21 protein-coding genes are annotated in these 22,295 nt (G+C 36.4%); 19 read left to right on the plus strand and 2 right to left on the minus strand.

Features of this window, described 5'->3' with window-relative positions:
• The first annotated feature begins 38 nt into the window (after nucleotides 1-38).
• From IEV57_RS01215 to IEV57_RS01280, 15 genes are all read left to right on the plus strand, one after another.
• On the plus strand, nucleotides 39-1,682 hold the full coding sequence (locus IEV57_RS01215) for an Ig-like domain-containing domain (RefSeq protein ID WP_229744194.1): 1,644 nt from the start codon (nucleotides 39-41) through the stop codon (nucleotides 1,680-1,682).
• A 511-nt stretch (nucleotides 1,683-2,193) separates the two neighbouring features.
• Nucleotides 2,194-3,948 (plus strand): AMP-dependent synthetase/ligase, encoded by a 1,755-nt coding sequence (locus IEV57_RS01220; RefSeq protein ID WP_188438796.1) that lies wholly within the window; start codon nucleotides 2,194-2,196, stop codon nucleotides 3,946-3,948.
• A 295-nt stretch (nucleotides 3,949-4,243) separates the two neighbouring features.
• Nucleotides 4,244-4,720 carry a MarR family winged helix-turn-helix transcriptional regulator gene (locus IEV57_RS01225; protein WP_188438798.1) on the plus strand — a complete coding sequence of 159 codons (477 nt, stop codon included), beginning with the start codon at nucleotides 4,244-4,246 and terminating at the stop codon, nucleotides 4,718-4,720.
• 14 nt (nucleotides 4,721-4,734) lie between these two features.
• Complete coding sequence (locus IEV57_RS01230; protein ID WP_188438800.1) at nucleotides 4,735-7,140, plus strand: 3-hydroxyacyl-CoA dehydrogenase/enoyl-CoA hydratase family protein; 2,406 nt, start codon at nucleotides 4,735-4,737, stop codon at nucleotides 7,138-7,140.
• Between the two features lie 231 nt (nucleotides 7,141-7,371).
• Complete coding sequence (locus tag IEV57_RS01235; RefSeq protein WP_188438802.1) at nucleotides 7,372-8,547, plus strand: thiolase family protein; 1,176 nt, start codon at nucleotides 7,372-7,374, stop codon at nucleotides 8,545-8,547.
• 120 nt (nucleotides 8,548-8,667) lie between these two features.
• Nucleotides 8,668-10,467 (plus strand): acyl-CoA dehydrogenase FadE, encoded by a 1,800-nt coding sequence (locus tag IEV57_RS01240; RefSeq protein ID WP_188438804.1) that lies wholly within the window; start codon nucleotides 8,668-8,670, stop codon nucleotides 10,465-10,467.
• Between the two features lie 171 nt (nucleotides 10,468-10,638).
• The gene (locus IEV57_RS01245; protein ID WP_188438806.1) at nucleotides 10,639-10,818 is read left to right on the plus strand and encodes a hypothetical protein; all 180 of its coding nucleotides are present in this window, start codon (nucleotides 10,639-10,641) and stop codon (nucleotides 10,816-10,818) included.
• Nucleotides 10,815-10,979, plus strand: coding sequence for a Fic family protein (locus IEV57_RS19320; protein WP_229744195.1), 165 nt, complete (start codon nucleotides 10,815-10,817; stop codon nucleotides 10,977-10,979). Before IEV57_RS01245 ends, IEV57_RS19320 begins: the two co-directional genes overlap by 4 nt.
• A gap of 15 nt (nucleotides 10,980-10,994) precedes the next feature.
• Nucleotides 10,995-11,192: a type II toxin-antitoxin system death-on-curing family toxin gene (locus tag IEV57_RS19325; RefSeq protein WP_262891029.1), complete on the plus strand. Its 198-nt coding sequence runs from the start codon at nucleotides 10,995-10,997 to the stop codon at nucleotides 11,190-11,192.
• Between the two features lie 190 nt (nucleotides 11,193-11,382).
• A complete protein-coding gene (gene xerA / locus IEV57_RS01255; RefSeq protein WP_188438808.1) occupies nucleotides 11,383-12,750 on the plus strand; it encodes a site-specific tyrosine recombinase/integron integrase in 1,368 nt (455 codons plus the stop codon).
• A 139-nt stretch (nucleotides 12,751-12,889) separates the two neighbouring features.
• Nucleotides 12,890-13,648 carry a hypothetical protein gene (locus IEV57_RS01260; RefSeq protein ID WP_188438810.1) on the plus strand — a complete coding sequence of 253 codons (759 nt, stop codon included), beginning with the start codon at nucleotides 12,890-12,892 and terminating at the stop codon, nucleotides 13,646-13,648.
• A gap of 219 nt (nucleotides 13,649-13,867) precedes the next feature.
• Entirely contained in the window at nucleotides 13,868-14,089 is a 222-nt protein-coding gene (locus IEV57_RS01265) for an antitoxin VbhA family protein (RefSeq protein ID WP_188438812.1), read from the plus strand.
• On the plus strand, nucleotides 14,082-14,687 hold the full coding sequence (locus IEV57_RS01270) for a Fic/DOC family protein (protein ID WP_188438814.1): 606 nt from the start codon (nucleotides 14,082-14,084) through the stop codon (nucleotides 14,685-14,687). The genes IEV57_RS01265 and IEV57_RS01270 overlap by 8 nt, the downstream gene beginning before the upstream one ends.
• Before the next feature lie 224 nt (nucleotides 14,688-14,911).
• The gene (locus IEV57_RS01275; RefSeq protein WP_188438816.1) at nucleotides 14,912-15,247 is read left to right on the plus strand and encodes a type II toxin-antitoxin system RelE/ParE family toxin; all 336 of its coding nucleotides are present in this window, start codon (nucleotides 14,912-14,914) and stop codon (nucleotides 15,245-15,247) included.
• Nucleotides 15,248-15,251: 4 nt separating this feature from the next.
• Entirely contained in the window at nucleotides 15,252-15,551 is a 300-nt protein-coding gene (locus tag IEV57_RS01280; RefSeq protein ID WP_009033879.1) for a helix-turn-helix domain-containing protein, read from the plus strand.
• Nucleotides 15,552-15,821: 270 nt separating this feature from the next.
• Here the strand turns inward: IEV57_RS01280 and IEV57_RS01285 are convergent, their stop codons facing one another.
• Nucleotides 15,822-16,079 carry a hypothetical protein gene (locus IEV57_RS01285; RefSeq protein ID WP_188438819.1) on the minus strand — a complete coding sequence of 86 codons (258 nt, stop codon included), beginning with the start codon at nucleotides 16,077-16,079 and terminating at the stop codon, nucleotides 15,822-15,824.
• Between the two features lie 448 nt (nucleotides 16,080-16,527).
• On the opposite strand from IEV57_RS01285, the gene IEV57_RS01290 reads away from it, so the two are divergent.
• The 4 genes from IEV57_RS01290 to IEV57_RS01305 all read left to right on the plus strand — a co-directional run bounded on the left by IEV57_RS01290 (nucleotide 16,528) and on the right by IEV57_RS01305 (nucleotide 20,334).
• On the plus strand, nucleotides 16,528-16,755 hold the full coding sequence (locus IEV57_RS01290) for a hypothetical protein (protein WP_188438821.1): 228 nt from the start codon (nucleotides 16,528-16,530) through the stop codon (nucleotides 16,753-16,755).
• A gap of 244 nt (nucleotides 16,756-16,999) precedes the next feature.
• A complete protein-coding gene (locus IEV57_RS01295) occupies nucleotides 17,000-17,980 on the plus strand; it encodes a manganese catalase family protein (protein ID WP_188438823.1) in 981 nt (326 codons plus the stop codon).
• A gap of 149 nt (nucleotides 17,981-18,129) precedes the next feature.
• A complete protein-coding gene (locus IEV57_RS01300) occupies nucleotides 18,130-19,191 on the plus strand; it encodes an endonuclease/exonuclease/phosphatase family protein (protein ID WP_188438825.1) in 1,062 nt (353 codons plus the stop codon).
• Between the two features lie 84 nt (nucleotides 19,192-19,275).
• Nucleotides 19,276-20,334 carry a flavin monoamine oxidase family protein gene (locus tag IEV57_RS01305; RefSeq protein ID WP_188438827.1) on the plus strand — a complete coding sequence of 353 codons (1,059 nt, stop codon included), beginning with the start codon at nucleotides 19,276-19,278 and terminating at the stop codon, nucleotides 20,332-20,334.
• A gap of 11 nt (nucleotides 20,335-20,345) precedes the next feature.
• Here the strand turns inward: IEV57_RS01305 and IEV57_RS01310 are convergent, their stop codons facing one another.
• Entirely contained in the window at nucleotides 20,346-22,049 is a 1,704-nt protein-coding gene (locus IEV57_RS01310; RefSeq protein ID WP_188438829.1) for an amidohydrolase, read from the minus strand.
• Between the last annotated feature and the right edge of the window lie 246 nt (nucleotides 22,050-22,295).

The raw sequence follows: 22,295 nt of genomic DNA on the forward strand, positions 1-22,295 counted from the left end.
TTATAATATTATACTCTTGCGCAAAACAAAGTACACCAATGGGTGGTGAAAAGGATATAACTCCACCCAAATTGGTTTCAATCAAACCAATCAACGAATCAACAAACACAAAGCCACAGAATATTGAGCTTGAATTCGATGAGTATGTCAAAATAGAAACCCCAAATAAGCTTATAATCATCACACCTAAAATCAATAAAGATGAAATGGTGGTAACAGCTTTAAAGAACAAGGTTATTATCAAACTAAATCAAGAGCTAGAAGATAGCACTACTTATGTTTTCAACTTTCAAAAAAGCATTCAAGATATCACTGAAAGTAACCCGGCTGAAAATCTAAAACTTGTATTTTCTACTGGTGAATATATCGATAGCTTAAAATTGAGTGGAAATGTATCCTACATATTTCCTCCAAAGGAAAAATTTATAAAAGATGTCCTCGTAGGTCTATACCAAAAAAATGATACCACAGACGTTTTAACTGCAACACCATATTATATAGCAGCAGCAGATAGTTCAGGAAACTTTGAAATTACCAATATAAAGGCTGGTGAATACAGAGCGTATGCTTGGTTTGATTCAAATAATAACCTCAAAGCAGAAGAAAAATCAGAGCCTTATGCATTTTTTGGAGATACGCTAAACATTGACAAAGATATAAGCGGGATAGATTTTTCACTTTCTAAAGCAGATATTTCAGAGCTTAAAATCAATAGGAGCTCATCGGTTGGAGAGAACTACGATGTCGTACTTAGTAAATTCCCTACGAATATAGAGATTATAGAAGAAAATTTTAATGAGAAACTATTCTATCGATTGAAAGAAAAAAATCTTCGCTTTTATCATACAGACCTAAGAAATGACAGCATTCAAACAAGGGTAATACTCAAAGATTCTGTAGGATTTACATTAGATACACTTGTCTATTTAAAATTTGAAGAAAGTGATAGAGTCAAAGAAAAGTTGGAACATTCCATAAATTCAGGAATAGGATTTCTCAATCAAATCAATGCAGAAATAACTTTCAATAAACCTGTTAAAAATATCAACCTAGATTCCTTATTCGTCAAGTACGATACAGCATCCATCATTAAAATACAAAAAGACTGGATATACTTAAAAGACAGCACAAACTATACAAAATTAAATATTGACATCCCTATCACGGATAGTCTTACGAATTCAACATTTACCATTTTTGCTGCTGATTCAACATTCCAAGATGTAGAAGGACTATATAATGAAAATAAAATAGAGGCCAACTATAAAAAATTAGATCCGAAAACCTTGGTAACTTCCTTAGATGTTACTATCGACACGGATTTTCAGCATCTCATTGTACAACTTTTAGATAAATCTGGTACCAAAATAGTCAAAGAAGTGTTTCTTGAAAATACAAATAAATATTCTTTTGTAGACTTTGAAGCAGGGACATATAATCTTCGTGTAATATTCGACGAAAATAAAAACAGAAGATGGGATCCATCTAATATGGTACAAAATAGACAAGCAGAAAAAGTCTTTTATTACAAAAATCCAAATGATCCTAAATCAATGGACATCATTGTAAAAGCAGGTTGGACAAACGAAATCACAGTCATAACAAAAACTAACAATACTATAGAATCTGTTGATATGAATAATACCAAAGATATAGATACAAACAATGAAGAGGACAATTAAAATGGAACCTTTAAAACAAATAAACAAACGCCAAATTGTGCATAACACCAAAATAATTTGTGAATAAGTGTCAACAACTTTCTCATAACTCTTACATTATACACCAAGCCTAAAACAGAATGAGAAAAGTCAATACACAATGAGGATAAGTCGATAATCATGAACAGTAATCCACATTTTCAAACACATTTAAATATCTACAATTAGGTAAAAAATATTATGCACAGGATTCTAATCTCAAAATAGAAAGAACCTGTTATTTAGAACATTATACAAAATTTGGATGTGGGTAACACGTTGATAACATCTAAAACATGACACTTACCTGAGTGGAGAAATAAATCATCAATTTTTATCCACAAATCCACACCTTAATAACTTTAACTTTCTCTTTTTAAGAATTAACCAATTATTTATAAATGGAGGTGGATAACTCAAGGAAAATGCGTCTTGTTTTCTTCGTTACATTTTTATAATTTGAATGACCTTATCAAACCCAAAAAAAAAGATCATGCAGATTAATCGAATCTTTGATATCATCAACTTCCAGATTGCTACTTATGACAAAAAAATAGCATTGGCTCAAAAAATCAATGGAGAATGGAAAAGCTATTCTTCCAAAGAATTCAAATCAATTGTAGATAATTTGAGCCTAGCTTTTATTTCCGTAGGAATAAATGAAAACGAAAAAGTAGCAATCATTTCAGACAATAGGCCTGAATGGAATTTTATTGATTTGGCACTTCAACAGATAGGAGCAATCTCAGTTCCTATGTACCCGACTATTTCTGCAGATGATTACAAATATATTTTTGAGCATGCAGAGGTAAAAATGGTTTTTGTGGGGAATGATGAGATTTATCAAAAAGCAAAAGTCGCCACGGAAAATACTGATATCAAGATTCTTTCATTTGATCAGTTAGAAAGTTGTCCCAATTGGAAGGATTTTATGAAATCTGGTGAATCTGGAAATCTAGCTGAACTTGAATCCAAAAAAGAAAAAATCAAGTCTGATGATCTTTTTACTATCATCTATACCTCAGGTACAACAGGTCGACCAAAGGGCGTGATGTTAAGTCACAGAAATATCATTCATAATTTATTGGCTGTAGAAGATAGGCTAGTAATCCCTAGAGGCACGTCAAAGGCCTTGAGTTTTTTACCTCTATGTCATATCTATGAACGGACAGGATCTTTTTGCTTTATGTACATGGGTGTTTCCATTTATTATGCTGAAAGTATGGAAACAATTGGCGAAAACCTTAAGGAAATACAACCACAAGTATTCAATACAGTACCAAGATTATTGGAGAAAGTTTATGATAAGATAGTTTCTAAAGGATATGAGTTAACAGGCATAAAAAAATCTCTGTTTTTTTGGGCATTAGATTTAGGCTTGAAATTCGAACCCAATAAATCTCAAGGATTTTGGTACGATTTTCAGTTGAACCTGGCGAATAAGATTATTTTCAGCAAATGGAGAGAAGCTTTAGGAGGAAATATTTTACAAATCAACTCTGGTGCTTCTGCTTTGCAACCTCGATTGGCTAGAGTTTTTTGGAGTGCAGGAATTCCCGTATGCGAAGGTTATGGATTGACAGAGACATCTCCAGTTGTAGCAGTGTCGGTTTGTAACCTGAGAGATATTCGTATTGGATTTGTGGGAAAAATAGTCAATGATGTTCAAGTAAAAATAGCAGAGGACGGAGAAATCTTGGTTAAAGGTCCTAATGTCATGCAAGGATACTACAAACAGCCTGATATGACCAATGAAGTCATCAAAGAGGGTTGGTTCCATACCGGAGATATTGGAGAGCTTCACGAAGGGGATTACTTGAAAATCACAGATAGGAAAAAAGAGATGTTCAAGACATCTGGTGGAAAATATATTGCGCCGCAGCCAATGGAAAATAAATTCAAGGAATCTTCCCTAATTGAGCAATTGATAGTGGTTGGAGAAAATAAGAATTATCCAGCAGCATTGATTGTTCCAAGTTTTGATGGTTTAAGAGAATATTGCAAGCACAAAGACATTCCTTACACATCAGATGAAGAAATGATTCAAAAACCCGATATGATTGAAAAGTATCAAAGAGAGATAGATCAATTGAACAAGTATTTTGGAAAATGGGAGCAAATCAAAAGATTCAAATTACTTCCAAAGCCTTGGGGAATAGAATCCGGAGAAATGACACCGACAATGAAACTGAAGAGAAAAGTGATTCATAGTAAATTTGAAAAAGAAATAGAGGGACTATATAGTTAATTGAGTAATCAGTCGACTAGTTAAAAAGGTGATTAGTAGATTATAAAGAATCTTTTAATCACCTTTTTCAATTAAGTAAATGAATAATTTTTTTTAGAAACTTATTTTGGTATAATCAGTTTTCTATACCATTTTATATTTAAATCCGTAGTAAATAACACCCAAACAGAATAATATTTCTTTATAGTAAAATAAAACATTTTTAAATTTCCTCTGCATGCATAACTTTTTCAAAAAATAGTATGTATGCATAACAAATTTTTCCTAAATTGGTCATGTAAATACTATTATGCCCATGAAACGTGAAGAAACGGTAGATTTCCATATAAAAAGCTCTTGGCATGCCATCTCAAGAATGTATAACCAAAAGGCAGCTTTAGAGGATTTTACTGCATCTATAGGTTATGTATTGATCAATATCAATTCCAAAGAAGGTACTCCTGCGACGAAGATCGCTCCTTTGATGGGTTTGGAAGCGCGTAGTTTGACAAGAATGCTTAAGACCATGGAGGAAAAAGGAATGATTTTTAGAAAGCAGGATTCTGTGGACAAGAGATCTGTTCGCATATATCTCACAGATGAAGGAAAGCGGAAAAAAGAAATTTCAGTAGAAACAATAAAGGATTTCAACGTACAAGTTAGAGAAGATGTCAGTGAAGAAGAATTGGACATATTTTTCAAAGTTTTCCATAAAATCAATCAAACGATAGATAAAATTCAATTAGAAACCATAAACCCAAATCAGTACAAGAGTAAAGTGTACGAACTCTAAACCAATATAATCTTATGAAAAAAAACATTCAAAAAGTTGCCATTTTAGGTTCAGGAGTAATGGGATCGAGGATTGCTTGCCATTTTGCCAATATCGGCGTAAGGGTATTGCTTCTCGATATCGTTCCTCGAGAGCTGAATGACGATGAAAAGAAAAAGGGTCTAACCCTTGAAGACAAAGCCGTTAGAAATAGGCTAGTTGATTCAGCCTTGCAAAGCACGCTTAAAAATAAACCTGCGTCACTTTATGATGCAGCTAACGTGAATAGAATTACTACTGGAAATTTTGACGACGATCTACCAAAAATCAAGGATTACGATTGGATCATGGAAGTTGTAGTGGAAAGATTGGATATCAAACAATCACTTTTCGAAAAAGTAGAGAAATATAGAAAGCCAGGATCTTTGATTACTTCTAATACTTCTGGAATTCCAATGCATATGATGTGTGAAGGCAGATCTGAAGATTTTCAAGTAAATTTTGCAGGAACACACTTTTTCAATCCTCCAAGGTATTTGAGATTATTAGAAATTATTCCTGGTCCCAAAACCAATCCCGAAATCGTTGACTTTTTGATGGATTATGGAGACAGGTTCTTAGGAAAAGAAACTGTTTTGTGTAAAGACACCCCGGCATTTATTGCCAATAGAATTGGTGTCTATGCGATAATTTCAGGAATGCATGCCATTGAAAAAATGGGATTGGGTGTTTCTGAAGTTGATAAATTAACAGGAACGATCATCGGTAGAGCAAAATCAGCTACTTTCCGCACCATGGATGTGGTTGGATTGGATACGACAGTAAATGTTGCCAATAACCTTTACAAAACGCTAGAGCACGATGAATCTAGAGATAAATTTCTCTTGCCAAATATCGTAAAAGTACTTTATGATAATAAATGGTGGGGAGATAAGACAGGCCAAGGTTATTTCAAAATGATCCGTCATGATGATGGTAGAAAAGAACTGAAAGAGCTTGATCTAAAGACTTTTGAATACAAGGATGCAGAAAAGCCAAAGTTCAAAGCTTTAGAAGCTTCCAAGGAAATTGAAGATTTGAAAAAGAGGATCAAGTTTTTGGTCAATTTTGATGACAGGGCAGGAGAGTTTTATAGAACCTCTTTCTACGATCTTTTCAAATACTGCTCAAACAGAATTCCAGAAATTTCTGACGAAACATATAGAATTGATCAGGCCGTTTGTGCTGGTTTCGGTTGGGAATTAGGTCCATTTGAGACTTGGGATATTCTTGGAGTAAAAGACACCGTTGAAAAAATGGAAGCTGCTGGCGAAAAAGCTGCTGCATGGGTCCATGAAATGCTTAACGCAGGACATGAATCATTCTATAAAGTAGAAGCAGGACAGAAGAAATTCTATGATGTCAAGTCCAAAACTTACCTGCCAATTCCTGGACAGGAAGAGTTTATTATCCTTGATACGCTTAAAGCGGCCAACAAGAAAATTTGGGGCAATGCAGGAGCAACTATTTATGATCTAGGAGATGAGGTAATTGGCTTGGAATTCCATACCAAAATGAATTCTCTTGGTCAAGAAGTCATCGAAGGAATCAATACGGCCATCAACATGGCTGAGAAATCTTACAAAGGATTAGTCATAGGCAATGAAGGAGGTAATTTCTCTGCAGGAGCTAATCTTGCGATGCTATTCATGTTTGCCGGAGATCAGGAATACGATGAGATCAATTTGATGATCGCTGGATTCCAGAATACGATGATGAGAGCAAGATATTCCTCCGTTCCAGTAGTTGTTGCGCCTCATAATATGGCATTGGGTGGTGGATGTGAATTGTCACTTCACGCTGATGCGGTTCAGGCCCATGCAGAATTGTATATGGGCTTGGTTGAATTTGGTGTAGGATTGATTCCTGCAGGAGGTGGTACCAAGGAGATGACTTTAAGATTTTCTAATGATATCAAGGATGGTGATGTAGAGTTGAATAGGCTGCAAGAGTATTTTATGAATATTGCAACAGCTAAAGTTTCGACTTCAGCAGAAGAAGCAAGAGGTTTGGGATACCTACAAGTCAAAGACTCCATTACGCTAAATAGAAAACGTCAACTGGCGGAAGCCAAGGCCAAAGTATTGTCATTGTATGATGCTGGCTATACGCAACCTGTTCAACAAACGGATATTAAAGTTTTAGGAAAAACCTCTTTGGCACTATTCGAAGCAGGTATTACGGGTATGCAGTACGGAAAATACATCTCAGATCACGATGCTAAAATTGCAAGAAAATTAGCATGGGTGATGTCTGGCGGTGATCTATCAGCACCAACACTCGTCAGTGAGCAATTCCTTCTAGATCTCGAAAGAGAAGCATTCTTAAGCTTAACAGGCGAGAAAAAGACACTCGAAAGAATACACAGCATCCTGTTCAAAGGTAAACCGCTGAGAAATTAGAGATGTTAGACGTAAGACAAGAGACATGAGATTAGAGAAAAACAAAACCCTGAAAGGGTTAAACTTTGAATAGCCCCGGGTCGCAACCCGGGGAACGAAGTAGATAGTGTAAGTAACAACCCCAGCGGGGTTGAATTTCTAAAACTCTCAGTCGAGTATTTTCTCTTGAATCTCAACCGTAACTGAAACAATACCTGAAATAATAAATTTACCTTACTTAGAAACAAAAAAATGGAAGCATATATAGTAAATGGATATAGATCAGCGGTAGGAAAGGCCAAAAAAGGTGGCTTTAGATTCTATCGACCGGATGATTTGGCTGCTGATGTGATCAAGCATCTTGTAGCCAACACCCCTGGATTGGAAAACAAAATGGTCGATGACTTGATCGTTGGAAATGCAATTCCTGAAGGCGAGCAAGGCATGCAGATGGGAAGAATGATTTCTCTTTTGGCTTTGGGCGTAGACAATCCTGGCTTTATCATCAATAGATATTGTGGTTCTGGATTGGAAGCCATTGCCTTGGCAGTAGGGAAAATCAAGGCTGGTATGGCGGACTGCATCATTGCTGGTGGCACAGAATCGATGTCTCTCCTTCCAATGATGGGTTACAAAACCGCATTGAACTGGAAAATTGCTTCACAGAATCCTGATTACTATTTGAGTATGGGATTGACTGCTGAGGAATTGGCCAAGGAATATGAAATTACCCGTGAACAAGCCGATGAATTCTCTGTAAGATCACACGATAAAGCCTTGGCGGCAATTGCTGATGGTAAATTCAAAGATCAGATCGTCCCTGTGGAAGTAGAAGAAACATATTTGGACGACAATGGAAAAAGAAAAACCAGAAAACACATCATTGATACTGACGAAGGACCAAGAAAAGGAACAACGCTGGAAGCTTTATCTAATCTGAGACCTGCTTTCAAGCTGGGAGGTCAAGTGACTGCTGGTAATTCTTCCCAAACTTCCGATGGAGCTGCTTTCGTGGTGGTCATGTCTGAGAGAATGGTGAAGGAATTGAACTTGGAGCCAATTGCGAGATTGATGTCTTATTCCGTAGCAGGTGTAGAGCCACGCATCATGGGCATAGGTCCAAAAGAAGCTGTTCCAAAAGCATTGAAGCAAGCTGGATTGACTTTGAATGATATTGATTTGATTGAACTGAACGAGGCATTTGCCGCGCAAGGATTGGCGGTGATGAAATCACTCGACATGAATCCTGATATCGTCAATGTCAATGGTGGTGCAGTGGCCTTAGGTCACCCACTTGGTTGCACGGGAGCAAAACTATCCGTTCAGCTCTTCAGCGAACTTCGTCGTCAAAACAAAAAACACGGTCTCGTAACCGCCTGCGTCGGAGGAGGACAAGGAGTAGCGGGAGTGTTTGAGTTGCTAAAATAGAATACAGAAGTAAGAGACAAGAAATAAGACTCGATTTATCTTGAGAATTCCAGCTCCTATTTCTTTTATCTTGACTCTTGTTTCTAAACATCGATCCAAAGTAATTAAAACATAATTTACATGTCAACTATAACAAAACAATCAATCAACGGGGGTGAGTTTCTGATCAAGGAAACTGAGGCCCAAGAAATCTTCATCTTTGAGGAATTCAATGAAGAACAAAAAATGATGGCGCAGGCTTGTCAGGATTTTATCGATACGGAAATCACTCCAAATATCGAAGAGATTGACGGCATGAAAAATCCTGAAATTATTCCAAATATTTTCAGAAAAGCAGGTGATTTTGGACTTTTAGGCATTGCAGTTCCTCAGGAATATGGTGGAATGGGCATGAGCTTCAATACGTCTATGCTGATGGCAGACATCATTGGTTCTGCGGGTTCTTTTTCGACCACTTACGGCGCGCACACAGGTATCGGAACATTGCCGATTTTGTACTACGGCACAGAAGCACAAAAATCCAAATACTTACCTAAGTTAGCCACAGGTGAGTGGGCTGCTTGCTATTGTTTGACTGAACCCGATGCTGGTTCAGATGCCAATAGTGGGAAAACCAAAGCAACGCTTTCTGAAGATGGAAAACACTACCTGATCAATGGCCAGAAAATGTGGATTTCAAACGCAGGTTTTGCAGATATCTTTATCGTTTTTGCTAAAATCGAAGATGATAAAAACCTTACTGCTTTTGTAGTAGAAAAAGGATTCGGTGGAATTACCATGAATGAAGAGGAAAAGAAAATGGGGATCAAAGGATCATCTACCCGTCAGGTTTTCTTCAACGATTGTAAAGTTCCAGCAGAAAACATGCTTTCTGACAGAGGCAATGGTTTCAAAATCGCTGTGAATATCCTGAATATTGGCCGAGTGAAGCTTGGTGCAGGAATTCTAAACGGTTCTAGAGAAGTGATCAGTCAGTGTATCAAATACTCTACAGAAAGAAAACAGTTTGGCGTAAGCATCAATACATTCGGTGCAATCAAGTCCAAATTGGCAGAAATGGCGATCAGAACGTATGTCTCAGAATCTTTGACTTACAGAGCTGGACAGGATATCGAAGACCGGATCAATGACCTGGTATCAGGAGGAATGGAAGATGCCGTAGCCAAGCTGAAAGGTGTGGAAGAATTTGCGATCGAATGTGCGATTTCTAAGGTTCATGGATCAGAGGTGTTGGATTATGTAGTAGATCAAGGTGTGCAAGTCTATGGAGGAATGGGCTATTCTGCCGATGCCCCAATGGAGCGCGCTTACAGAGATGCTAGAATCGTGAGAATCTACGAAGGAACCAACGAAATCAACAGAATGCTGATGGTGGGCATGGTTCTTAAGAGAGCAATGAAAGGTGAGATTAACCTTTTTGAGCCGGCAATGGCAGTTTCTCAAGAACTGACTTCAGTTCCAAGTTTCGAAACGGTAGATACTTCGGAGCTTTTTGCAGCGGAAAAAGAAGTAATCAAGAAACTGAAGAAAGTATTCTTAATGGTCGGTGGCAAAGCTGCCATGGCACTTCAGGATAAGATCGAATCGGAGCAAGAGATCATGATGAATCTAGCTGATGTGATGATCGAAATCTATGCAGCAGAATCAGCTATTCTTCGAACCGAAAAATTGGTAAGTATGAAAGGCGAGGAAACTTGTAAAAATCAGATAGCTATGTCACAAGTTTATCTTTCTACTGCAGTAGATAAAATCAATGCAGCTGCCAAAGAAGCAATTGGTTCTTTCACTAAAGGTGACGAGCAGAAAGTGATGTTGATGGGCTTGAAGCGCTTTACTAAGATGGATTTGGTAGATACGAGAACCTTGAGAAGAGAGATAGCAGATTATATGATTGCAAAAGGGAAATATCCTTTTTCTTAAGTAAGTGGTTGTGCCACAAAGGCGCTAAGACACAAAGTTTGTATATGAAAATAGCCTCTGAGAGATCAGGGGCTTTTTTTGGTTGTAATAATTTGTTTATCTTTAGCTAAGACGTCATAAAAACTTACAACCGAAGAAAGGTGTTTTAATCAAGTATGAATTAAGGTTGCTATGGAAATAAAAAACGAAATTGTAGAAATTGTAAATAAGCTTCCCGAAGAAGTTTTGGAAGAGCTTTTACAATATCTTCGTCAAGTTGAAAAAACTACTGCGGGCAAAATGAAACTATCACTCAATTTTAATAAAATATTAAAGGAAGACAGAGAGCTCCTTGAAAAATTGGCGAAATGATAGATTACCAAGAGGTATTGGAAATACATTCTGTTTTGATTAAAGAGTTCGGTGGTTTGTCTGGAGTGAGAGATGAAAACGGATTAAAATCAGCACTTGAACGTCCATTTGGTGGTTTTGGAGAAATAGAGTTTTATCCAAGTCCTGAAGAAAAAGCTTGAGCAATATTAGAAAGTATAGTCAAGAACCATCCATTTATGGATGGAAATAAAAGAACCGGTTATGTTTTAATGCGTTTGGTTTTGATGAATTTCGGAAAGGATATTGATGCATCACATGATGAGAAATATGATTTAGTCATTTCAGTAGCATCAGGAAAATTCGATTTTGAAGCTATTTTAGAGTGGGTCAACCAACACACAAGTAATCTTTAATAACTTCAACTTTGGGAAAGTTGGTATTAAGAAAAGCCTCTGAGAGATCAGGGGCTTTTTTTGGTTGAGGTGTAAGAGAGAGGCCTAGGCGGATATTAAACGTTTAATTTAGATCAATCATTTTTACTTGGTTTTGATTTAAGGTATTTTAGAAAGTAGCTTTTGTTTTTTTGGCAATAAATAAGCGCTTATGGAGCAAAGACCCATATCAATCGAAATCATTGGGAGAAAAATAATTCTAAGGATTCCCAAGAATGAGGATGACATAAAATTTATTCGCAGTATCCGATATTCTCGCTGGAATAAGGAGGGTTTTTTTTGGGAGATTCCCCATTATCCCGGAAACGTTGAGCTGTTGAAAGGATATCTTGGAGATCGCTTGCATCAAATCACCGAACGACCATTGATTGAAATTCCGCAGAAAGATGAGGTAGTTTTATTAGATAATAACCAAGTATTGATGGTCAAGACAGCTAAGGCGCGACTTCGCTTGTATTTTGGATTTCATGCTGAGCTGATGAAAGTGCTTAAGAGCTTTCCGTATTATAAGTGGGACAGTAAGAGCAAGTCTTGGAGTATTCCTTATTCTGAGCAGTTTTTGGAGGAGATAAAAAAGAAGATTGAGCAGTTTGGTTTAGTGCTTATTTACAGAGAAGAAGCAAGGCCTGACAAGGTTCAGAGAAAGTCAAGTGCTGAAATACCCAATTACAGAAAGTGTCCGGAGGAGTATATTCATAAGCTGGAGGAGAGAAGGTATAGTGAAGGGACTATCAAAGCATACGTTCCTTTATTTGAAGAGTTTTTGAACTATTTTGTTCAAATTCCTTTGGAAGAATTAGGTGAAAAGGAAGTAATGGATTTTTCGAGATATTTAGTAAATGAAAGAAAAGTTTCAAGTTCTTATCAAAATCAAGCTATTAATGCTATTAAGTTCTATTTCGAGAAGGTAAAAGGAGGAGAGCGAAAATACTATCATGTGGATAGGCCAGTAAGAGAAAAGATATTGCCTGAGGTCTTGAGTGAAGAGGAGGTTTCGGCAATTCTAAAAGCAACAATTAATTTGAAGCACAGAGCAATATTAATGACAATTTATTCGGCGGGATTGAGAATTAGCGAATTAATTAATCTTAAAATTAAAGATATAGACTCTAATCGAATGCAGATAAGGATAGAGCAAGGAAAAGGTAAAAAAGATAGATACACTTTATTATCTTCGAAGGCGTTAGAAATTTTGCGCATATATATCAAGCAGGAACGGCCCCATTATTATTTATTTGAGGGTCAGGGAAGTAAAATTGAGAAACCTCTTAAATACTCTGCAAGGAGTATTCAAAGTATTCTCAAACAATCATTGCAAAGAACAGAAATTAAGAAAAAGATCACAGTTCATACATTACGCCATTCTTTTGCTACCCATCTTTTGGAAAATGGTACAGACTTAAGGTATATTCAAAGTTTGTTAGGTCATGAGAGCCCAAAAACTACTCAAATCTATACTCATATAACTACCAAAGGGTTTGATCAAATTAAAAGTCCTTTAGATGGATTGGATATTTAGAAATTAGTTTTATGTTTAGATAATTTAAAAATATACGCAACAGTTGCGCAATACATTCCATATGGAACAAATAGCGCAATTGTTGCGTGAAGAAAACCGTTGTGCGTCAGCTTAGAAATGAAACAAGAACCAGCAGAAAATGAATTTAATAAAGGAGTTAGGAAATAAGTTTGTAAACCTTTACGACAATTTGACCAACTCTGATTCAAGTTGGAACAGACAATATGATTTTTACTTGATTTTTGGGCAGACGGACGAAAACAAATCTCCTTGGATAGCAAACAATTGGAAGTCAGACTTTCAACCATATTTTGATTTACTCATAAAGCAAACTGAAAACGTAAAAGAGATAGGAATTAAAGCCATAAAGTATAAACCTGAAAAGCGAATTTCTAAAAAGGACAACAAAGAATTTATCTTTCATTCGGACATAAAACTTGGACGACTGAAATGGGATGAAAAATCACACGATAAGTGGACAATACCTAATGACCTAAAAGAGTACTTCCTAAACCTTGAAATATGGAAACCAATTTGGACAATTTGCGACAAAAGACAAACTCCGCCCGACATTTATATTACGATATCAAATGAACGAGACTTTGAAAATAAACGTGATTTAAAATTTGGTTATTTTATAGTAGTGTCAATTGCAAAGAATTTAAAAATTGACTCTAAACCAATTTTGAGAGAATTGTCAGAAAAGATAAACTCAAAGGCAACAATCTTTAAAACAAGAAGATGGAACCAGCCTGAGAAAACAGGAAATTGGACTTTTGTAAATTGGATACAACACACTTTTAGTAACGGAATTTATAAAGGGAGCAATTTACATTCATTTGACTTTAACGAATTAGAATTTGAACCAGTTTGGGAAGTAATATACCAACAGAAATAAAAAGCCGAACGCACAACAATGTATATAAAAAATAGGCGAAACAGTAGTAAATTCAAGGCTTTTGGCTTGTATCTAACTTTGTGCTTAACCGAAAGTTTAGTGCTTCGAAATCGCCTACTTTTCATATACTAACCGTTATGCACTATTCTAAAAAAGAGGGACCTAAGAATAAAATGACGGAAATTTTGTAAATTCGTCGAAGGATTAAAACCAAAACATATGTTTGCTACAATCGAAATTGATAGGAATAACCTGACGATAATGGGAGTGAAATTTTCAGATTTAAAGACTTTAGAAAGCACAGCAAATGCTTTAGGAAGTAATATGTTTGAAGGTTTTATACCTACACCCAAAGGGGTTGAAATAATCAGGGATTATGTAGAAGGGAAAATTTCATTGAGTGAATTGGTGAAGTTTGCGGAAGAAAAGGCTTATGTCTGATTCCTATAAGTACATAGACTTTGATTATACTTATGTAGACCCAAAAACAGGAATTTTAAAAAACATTCCGGGAATTACAGATCCGGAAGTATTGCTTTTTGTTGAAAGTGGAGCAGTAACAAAACGACTTCAGGAACTTTACAATAATCCCATTAAGATTAAAGGAATTGAAAACCTTTTTGATATTCACAAGCATTTGTTTCAAGATATATATATCTGGGCTGGCAAAAAACGGGTTGTGGAAATAAGTAAGGATGGAAAACAATTTTTTCCCACCATCCATTTTGATAATGCCAGTAGCTACATTAATTCTTTAATAGCTGACTACAAGAAAATTCGAAAAAACAGAAGAAAAGAATTAGCAGAGAAGTTAGCCGAAATTTTAGATAATGTAAATTATTTTCATCCCTTTAGAGAAGGTAACGGACGTGCACAAAGAGAGTTTTTAAGGTTATTGGCCTTGGAAAAAGGGTTGATTCTGAACCTAAACCCTCCTGACAATAAAAGTGTGTTTGAAAGATATATGAAAGGAACAATAGAGAGTGATTTAGAAATATTGAAAGAATTGATTTTTGAACTAATTGCCTCAAAAAAATGAAAAAGAACAGTGCATAACATCACCTTGGAAGGCAGCGGGCGGTTCCGAGTAAATTGAAAGTTTATTATCTTTAAGAAGTTTGGAATAAGCCTGAAGTATACGGCTACGGATGCCTGCCTGGCGGCAAACATGCCCGCCGTCTCCAAGCTGAATCCCGTTGTGGTGCATTAAAAGAAACCGCTGCATTTTTGGAAAATGTTATCTTTTGAGATAACTTTGTGAATATGGTAAGGAAGATCATTTTTTATGAAAACCACTTTATTGAATTTTACCAAAGCCAAAATGATAAGGTTAAAAGTAAGATTCAATACGTTTTTGAGCTGATCAAGCAAGTGGAAAGGGTACCAGAAAAGTTTCTCAAGCATCTTGAAGGAACTGAGGGGTTATTTGAAATAAGAGTGGAATTTCAATCAAACATTTATAGAATTTTCTGCTGCTTTGATGAAGGAAGGCTGGTGGTTCTGTTCAACGGTTTTCAAAAAAAGACCCAAAAGACCCCAAAGAATGAAATAGAGAAGGCAGAAAGATTAATGAAGGAATATTTTCAAACAAAGAAATAGGATCATGAAGGATTATAGCAAAGTCAAAACATTCGATGAACTGATCGAATTGGAACATGGAAAAATTGGAAGTGAAAGCAGGAACAAGTATGAAGAGAATGCCCAGATGTTCATCATCAGCGAAATGCTAAAAGAAGCGAGGAAGGAAGCAAATCTGACTCAAGAACAATTGGCAGAAAAGGCAGGAACAAAGAAAAGTTATATCTCTAAGCTAGAAAATGGAAAAGGAAATATCCAGTTGTCAACCCTTATCCGGATTTTTGAACAAGGATTGAATAAAAGAATTGGATTGACCTTTCTTTAATGCGGCAAAAGGAATAACGCACTCTAACATCACCTTGGATATAGCGGGCGGTTCAGAGTAAATTGAAAGTTTAGAACCTTTAAGAAGTTAGGAGTAGGTTGGAAGAGAACGGCTCCGAATGCTTGCCTACCGCAGACATGCACGCCGTCTACTAGCTGAATGCCGTTATAGGTGGAAAGGAAGGTCCTTCATAATCCTGCAAGACACCATAGACTCAACATTAAACTTCAAAATGAATATAAAAAAAACCCCAAAATGGGGCTTTTTCGTTTAGCCGTTGTCATGCTTATCATGACCATCTAACTTCACTAATTTGTTGTAAATACCTAATAGTAAAAATGGGGCGGCCCATTGGCCAACAAATAATGCGGTATGTTTACGACCAGCAATTTTCAGACCCGCAGAGATCGCCATTGATCCTAAAGCAGACCATAAGAATACTTGAGAAGGTATTTTGGCAGTTTGAGATTCAATAGCCTTGGTCCCTTTGCCTTCGCTTTTGTTTTTATTTTTATTTTCGAATTCCATAATGGTTGTTTTTTAAAATGAAATGCAAGCTACCGTTTTTACATACTAATAAATTATATAATTAGTCGATTAACTTACATAATTGAAGGATTTGGATTCCTTTACAATTTGTAGTTGATAAATCAATTTATATTTCCTTCAATTGGAAATAATAGTTATTAGGTAAAAAAGGCTTTTAATCTGGTTTTTCTCCCAACTCAATTCATTAAGATGTATATCCGCTTTTATATCAGTAGCCAAACAGAATACTGATATTTAGTTCAATAGAAGCATTTATAGCAATCGACGGATAACGATTATTCCTGAGATTATTTGTGATAAATTTCTATCCTGACGTGATTTCGAATAATCATATTGCTTGAAAATTTTTAATTTACTGTAATTCAAACAATTATGGAAGATAGAGGTTTGATTTTATATTGATCTAAAAATTTGGTTTCACTACGCTATGCTTGATTACATAATAGCCCATCCACTTTACATACCTTTTATCATCTTAAATATTTATATCATTTATAAAGTTATAAAAATGGTGGTAGGCAAAGATCAGGGAAGGGATGATGACGATCAAGATGGAGGTATTTCCAATAATGATAATCCTGTACTGGATTTACCTCCAGGAGTTGGGCTTCCTACTAAAGAGTCAATTTTAAACGTTTCTACGAATATCGATTAGGATTGAGATTTTTTGCCTTCACTTTTTCAAAGTCCTTATGGATCATTTTATGCTAGTCCATGTTGGAATTGCTGCATTCGCAGGAAAGGTTTAAAATTTTAATTAACTGAGAATACGGGTGAAATAACATAACATTACCCAATAATATTGTAACACTTTTTTGTTTCAACGCACGTAATTTTGTTTACCAATATTTTAACACAACTCATTTCAATTAGTTTTTCAAGCTTTAAACTTTAAAATCATGTTTCATCACGTAAAAGAATTGCAATTTAATGCGCGGGTTTCTAAGCCAGATGTTCGTTTTGCAAAACTACTTTTAGAACAATTTGGTGGTCCTAATGGCGAACTCAAAGCAGCCATGCAATATTTTGTACAGGCGTTTGGCTGTCGTAAAGCGTATCCCGCAGAGTATGATATGTTGATGGACATTGCGACAGAAGAGTTTAGCCATCTTGAAATCGTTGGTGCCACGATCCAAATGTTGCTCACTGGTGTCAACGGTGAGTTGAAAAACGCAGCAGATGAATCTGATCTCAACCAAATGCTAGACGGGAATGCTGCGAAAGAAAATTACATTCATGAGGCCATGATTAATCCTCAGTTTTTTCTTGTAAGTGGTGGGACACCAACATTAACCGATAGTGTTGGAAACCCTTGGAATGCTTCATACATCATGGGTATGGGTGATCTGACAGCAGACCTTCGCTTAAATGTAGGTGCGGAGACAAGTGCTAAAATGGTCTATGAAAACCTTATGAAATATACGGACGATGTCTATGTAAAAGAGTCTTTGAGATATTTGATGACTCGAGAGGTAGCACACTTTCAAATGTTTCAGGCTGCTTTGGAGAATATCAAACCGAATTTCCCTCCAGGAATCTTAGAAAGTGACCCAAGATATAGCAACAAATACTTTAAGATGTCAAAAGGAGATGAGTTTAAAGGTCCTTGGAACGAAGGGAAAAGTCCTGAATTGGGTGAAGATTGGCAAGTTATCAACAATCCTCTTGACCATATCCATGAAACAAATGGCTTATTGGACGAAAAATCAGTTGGCACAAATAGAACCGAAAAGTCTGTTCAAGAAAACAACAAAAAGTTAAGTGAAGAGCGAAAAGGAATTGTTGATGCTGCTACCATGCCCAAAAATGGAGTGATGAGTTGGTCAGTTTATGAGGAGGGACTAGAGGAAAACACTGTTTTGGGAAAAATCAATAAATGACATTTTCTTTGAAATCAATATTTATCTCAAACTTTTCTATAAATCATGATTACTTCAAGTATCGCTTGCGATGACTTAAGAGAGGGTGTAATCAAATTTGTTCTTCTTAATATAAACCTCAGAAAGAGAAACGAATTCAGGTATAAAAAGTGAAAATATTTACGCTAATTCTATGCGCCGTTGTTCTCATTACGACAGGATTACCACTCATCGACTCTGCTGAGTGGTGGATTAGAATATTTGATTTTCCGAGAATTCAAATTGCTGTTTCTACGCTTCTAGCGTTTGTTTTGGCTTCTATTTATGTAGATTTCAAATGGAAATTTAAGCTTCCATTCTTGATCATTTTGTTAGTTTCGTTAATCTATCAGATTCAATTTGTTGTAGTATATACGCCACTTTACAAAGTACAAGCAAAAGATAGTAACAAACCACAAGGAGAAAACAGCTTGAAGTTACTTGTTGTAAATGTCCGAATGGAAAATGAGGATAAAGAGAGTTTTCATAACTTGGTTCAAAAGATAAAGCCTGATATTCTTTTAATCAACGAACCTGATCAAGTATGGGCGACTTCTATTGCCAAGCTTGATGATGATTTTCCTTACGCTATCAAATATCCTCTTGAGAACACCTATGGAATGATATTACTTTCAAAATTCCCATTAACTGAGAGCAAAGTAAATTTTTTAGTCAAAGAAGATATTCCATCTATTTTTACAAAGATTACTTTACAATCAGGGGTAAAAATCGATTTTTATGGAGTTCATCCTGAGCCACCAAAACCGGGAACAGCCACCTATGAAAGAGATACAGAATTGCTCTTAATTGGGAAAAAAATCAAAGACTCTGAATATCCAACCCTAGTTGCCGGTGATTTGAATGACGTGGGTTGGTCTGCTACTTCCAAGCTTTTTAGAAAATACAGTGAGTTAGTAGATCCGCGCGAAGGAAGAGGTTTATTCAATACTTACAGCGTTTTTATACCGCTGATGCGCTATCCACTTGATCATATTTTTTATTCCAAGGAATTTGGTTTAATCAGTCTTCAAAAGCTGGGAAAGATCGGTTCTGATCATTATCCGATTATGATTACTATAAACTATGAACCTGACAAGGACAATACAGATGGCTTAGAAAAAGCCGATGAAGAGGAAAAGCAAGAGGTAGAAGAAAAGATTAATAATGGGGGAAAAGATGATTTAAACAATTAGTATAAAAATTAGTCTTTTGTACACTGTGTAATTTTTTAATTTAAGTTACCTTCATTCCGAATTATAACCTTCATCCAAAACAACATGCAAATAACATCACAAGTAGTCATTGTTGGAGGAGGGCTTAGTGGACTCACTTTAGCATACCTTCTTGACAGGAAAAACATCAAAGTGACGCTTATTGAAGCTTCGAGTAGACTAGGAGGAAGAATTCAGACTCAACAGGGCGTATTGCATACTCCTTTAGAACTTGGTGCGACTTGGTTTTCAGAGATGCATCCAAATTTACTTTTTTTAATGGAGGAATTGGGGGTTCAAAAGTTTCCCCAATTTTCCAAAGGAAAATCACTCTTTCAGACTAAATCTTTTGAGCCTGCACAAGAATTTTTTGTTCCTGAATCTAATGAGCCTTCTTACAGAATGGTTAAGGGTACGCAAAGCTTGATTGATACATTATTTCAAAAAACGAAATTTGAAAAAATGCACTTCAATACCAGGATAAAAGTCATTAAAGACCTTGATAATAGTATTGAATTAGAAAGCACAGCAGGAGATAAATTTTATGCGAAGCAAGTATTTTTATGTCTTCCACCACAACTTGTTGCCAAAAAAATAGAAATTTATCCGGAACTACCTCAAGACTTAAAGGATTTGATGCCAAATGTTCAAACATGGATGGCAGGTAGCATTAAATTTGTGTTAGAGTACAGCATACCTTTTTGGAGAGAAAATGGATACTCTGGAATGCTATACAGCCATTCAGGGATAATAAGCGAAATGTATGATCACACTAATTTTGAGGGAGATAAATTCGGTTTTACTGGTTTCTTAAATGGAGGTGCAACTTCGTATTCACAAGATTTGAGAAAAGAACTTGTTTTAAAGCAACTCAATCAATTATTAGGGTCGCAAGCTTCTACACCCTTGGCGTATTTTGATAAAGTCTGGACAGATGACTTTATATTAGCCGGTAATCAATCCAATCAGAGACCGCATCAAAATAATGGACATCCATTATTTCATCAAGGTTATTTGGGAAATAAATTGTTTTTTGGCGGTACAGAGACGGCATCACAATCATCAGGTTATATGGAAGGGGCTGTAATTTCTGCTCTTAGTTTGGTAAAGTGTGTAGAAGTATAATATTGATTGTATTAATCTGCCTTAAATACTATTTTTCCTCCCACTACAGTCATCATCACCTTGGTGTTAAGAATCTCGTTTTCTGGGATTTCCATAATATTCTTATCAAAAACAGTGAAATCAGCTGCTTTTCCCACTTTGATAGATCCTTTGAAGTCTTCTTCAAACTCTGCAAAAGCACCGGCAAGTGTGTAAGATTTTAAGGCTTGATCTCTTGTCAGTTTTTGATCAGGTTCATAGCCTCCTTCAGGTGTCATTTTCAAAGTTTTTCTAGATACTGACGCATAAAATGATGGAAGTGCATCAACAGGCTCTACCGGTGCATCGGTACCATTAGATATCACTGCACCCGAGCCTAGCAATTTCTGCCACACATAAGCTCCATCTTTGATTCTTTTGGCTCCCAATCTACCGATTGCCCATGGTCTGTCAGAACTCAAATGGATTGCCTGAATGGCTGCAATAACACCCAAATCCCCAAATCTGCTGATATCATCTGGATGTAAGTGCTGTGCATGTTCTACACGGAACCTATGATCTGTCACCTCAGGGAATTTGGCAAAAGCAGCCTCGTACCTATCCAATACTTCTCTATTGGTTCTATCTCCAATGGCGTGGGAATTTACCTGAAAACCGAGTTGGAGGCCTTTTTCTGCCACTGTGCTCACCTTGTCTATTGGCATGGTTTCATGACCTCTGCTGCCTGGCTTGTCTTCATAGTCTTCCAATAGCCATGCGCCCCATGGTCCTAGTGCTCCATCCATATTGAGCTTGATAGAGCGAACAGTCACCATATGATCAGGATCTATTTTTGGTCCTTTTTTGTACCAAGCTTCAAGAAGCTCAGGGATTCTGCTGGAGAGCATCACGTACATTCTTGAGGTCAATCTTCCTTCAGCTTGGAATTTTTCCAAGAGATCGATCAAATCCTGATTTCCACCAGCATCATGAAAGGAAGTAATGCCTTTTTCGGCCAATTCCAGAAGTGCGAGTTCTAGCGCTTTTTCGGCCCTTTCTGGAGTATCTTTTGGAATTAATTTTGCCACTAAGCCTGAAGCTGTTTCTACTAATACGCCTGTTGGATTGCCAATTTCGTCGCGGATGACTTCTCCACCTTCCACTTCTTGCTTGAGATTTTCACTCCCCAATGGTGTGATGCCAGCAAGTTCCATGGCTTTTTTATTGACAAACGAAGCATGTCCCGATGCATGTGCAAGGTAAACAGGATTGTCAGGAGTGACCGAACTTAAGGCATCGTGGGTTTGAAATCCATTGACTGTTTGCTCGGGCATCTCGATCCATTTGTCTTGGTGCCAACCTCTACCTGTGATCCATTCTCCCGGCTCAGCATTGCTAGCAGCTTCGGCTACTTTTTCTACCAGTTCATCGTAGGTTTTGACATACATTAAGTCTATATCCAGCTTGTTGTATCCGATTCCCATCAAATGAGCATGGGATTCAATCAATCCTGGTGTCATGGTTTTACCTTGCAGGTCGATGGTTTCTGTGTTTTTGCCGACAAATGCTTGAATTTCTTCTTTTGTTCCCACAGCAATGATGATTCCATCCTTGATGGCTACAGCTTCTACAGTGGGTTGATTATCTTCAACAGTGTAGATGAATCCGTTTATAAAAACCTTATCAGCAGTTTCATTATTTCCACCACAAGAAAAAAGGATCAGCAAGGCCAAGCTTAGAAGTATTGTATTTCTCATAAATTTAATGTTATCATACCAAATCTAGGGATTTTCTTACAGCCATTCCAAACCACCCCTGTAAAGGCAACTAAAACTTGGAAAGTAATATATGACACCTTGTTGCAACTGTTTAATAGGGGGCTAAAATTTTTAATTTCAGATTAATTCATTATATATTAAGTGTATTATTTATAAGTAGTGGTAAAAAGTGATGTGGATCTATTTTTTCCAAGAGATAGACACATTAAAAAATTAAATAAATAG

It is taken from the genome of Belliella aquatica, assembly GCF_014637795.1.
GTDB lineage: Bacteria > Bacteroidota > Bacteroidia > Cytophagales > Cyclobacteriaceae > Belliella > Belliella aquatica.

Coding starts and splice junctions, on each gene's coding strand:
- IEV57_RS01215 (WP_229744194.1), top strand. CDS start 39: ATGGGTGGTGAAAAGGATATAACTCCACCCAAATTGGTTTCAATCAAA.
- IEV57_RS01220 (WP_188438796.1), top strand. CDS start 2,194: ATGCAGATTAATCGAATCTTTGATATCATCAACTTCCAGATTGCTACT.
- IEV57_RS01225 (WP_188438798.1), top strand. CDS start 4,244: ATGAAACGTGAAGAAACGGTAGATTTCCATATAAAAAGCTCTTGGCAT.
- IEV57_RS01230 (WP_188438800.1), top strand. CDS start 4,735: ATGAAAAAAAACATTCAAAAAGTTGCCATTTTAGGTTCAGGAGTAATG.
- IEV57_RS01235 (WP_188438802.1), top strand. CDS start 7,372: ATGGAAGCATATATAGTAAATGGATATAGATCAGCGGTAGGAAAGGCC.
- IEV57_RS01240 (WP_188438804.1), top strand. CDS start 8,668: ATGTCAACTATAACAAAACAATCAATCAACGGGGGTGAGTTTCTGATC.
- IEV57_RS01245 (WP_188438806.1), top strand. CDS start 10,639: ATGGAAATAAAAAACGAAATTGTAGAAATTGTAAATAAGCTTCCCGAA.
- IEV57_RS19320 (WP_229744195.1), top strand. CDS start 10,815: ATGATAGATTACCAAGAGGTATTGGAAATACATTCTGTTTTGATTAAA.
- xerA (WP_188438808.1), top strand. CDS start 11,383: ATGGAGCAAAGACCCATATCAATCGAAATCATTGGGAGAAAAATAATT.
- IEV57_RS01260 (WP_188438810.1), top strand. CDS start 12,890: ATGAATTTAATAAAGGAGTTAGGAAATAAGTTTGTAAACCTTTACGAC.
- IEV57_RS01265 (WP_188438812.1), top strand. CDS start 13,868: ATGTTTGCTACAATCGAAATTGATAGGAATAACCTGACGATAATGGGA.
- IEV57_RS01270 (WP_188438814.1), top strand. CDS start 14,082: ATGTCTGATTCCTATAAGTACATAGACTTTGATTATACTTATGTAGAC.
- IEV57_RS01275 (WP_188438816.1), top strand. CDS start 14,912: ATGGTAAGGAAGATCATTTTTTATGAAAACCACTTTATTGAATTTTAC.
- IEV57_RS01280 (WP_009033879.1), top strand. CDS start 15,252: ATGAAGGATTATAGCAAAGTCAAAACATTCGATGAACTGATCGAATTG.
- IEV57_RS01285 (WP_188438819.1), bottom strand. CDS start 16,079: ATGGAATTCGAAAATAAAAATAAAAACAAAAGCGAAGGCAAAGGGACC.
- IEV57_RS01290 (WP_188438821.1), top strand. CDS start 16,528: ATGCTTGATTACATAATAGCCCATCCACTTTACATACCTTTTATCATC.
- IEV57_RS01295 (WP_188438823.1), top strand. CDS start 17,000: ATGTTTCATCACGTAAAAGAATTGCAATTTAATGCGCGGGTTTCTAAG.
- IEV57_RS01305 (WP_188438827.1), top strand. CDS start 19,276: ATGCAAATAACATCACAAGTAGTCATTGTTGGAGGAGGGCTTAGTGGA.
- IEV57_RS01310 (WP_188438829.1), bottom strand. CDS start 22,049: ATGAGAAATACAATACTTCTAAGCTTGGCCTTGCTGATCCTTTTTTCT.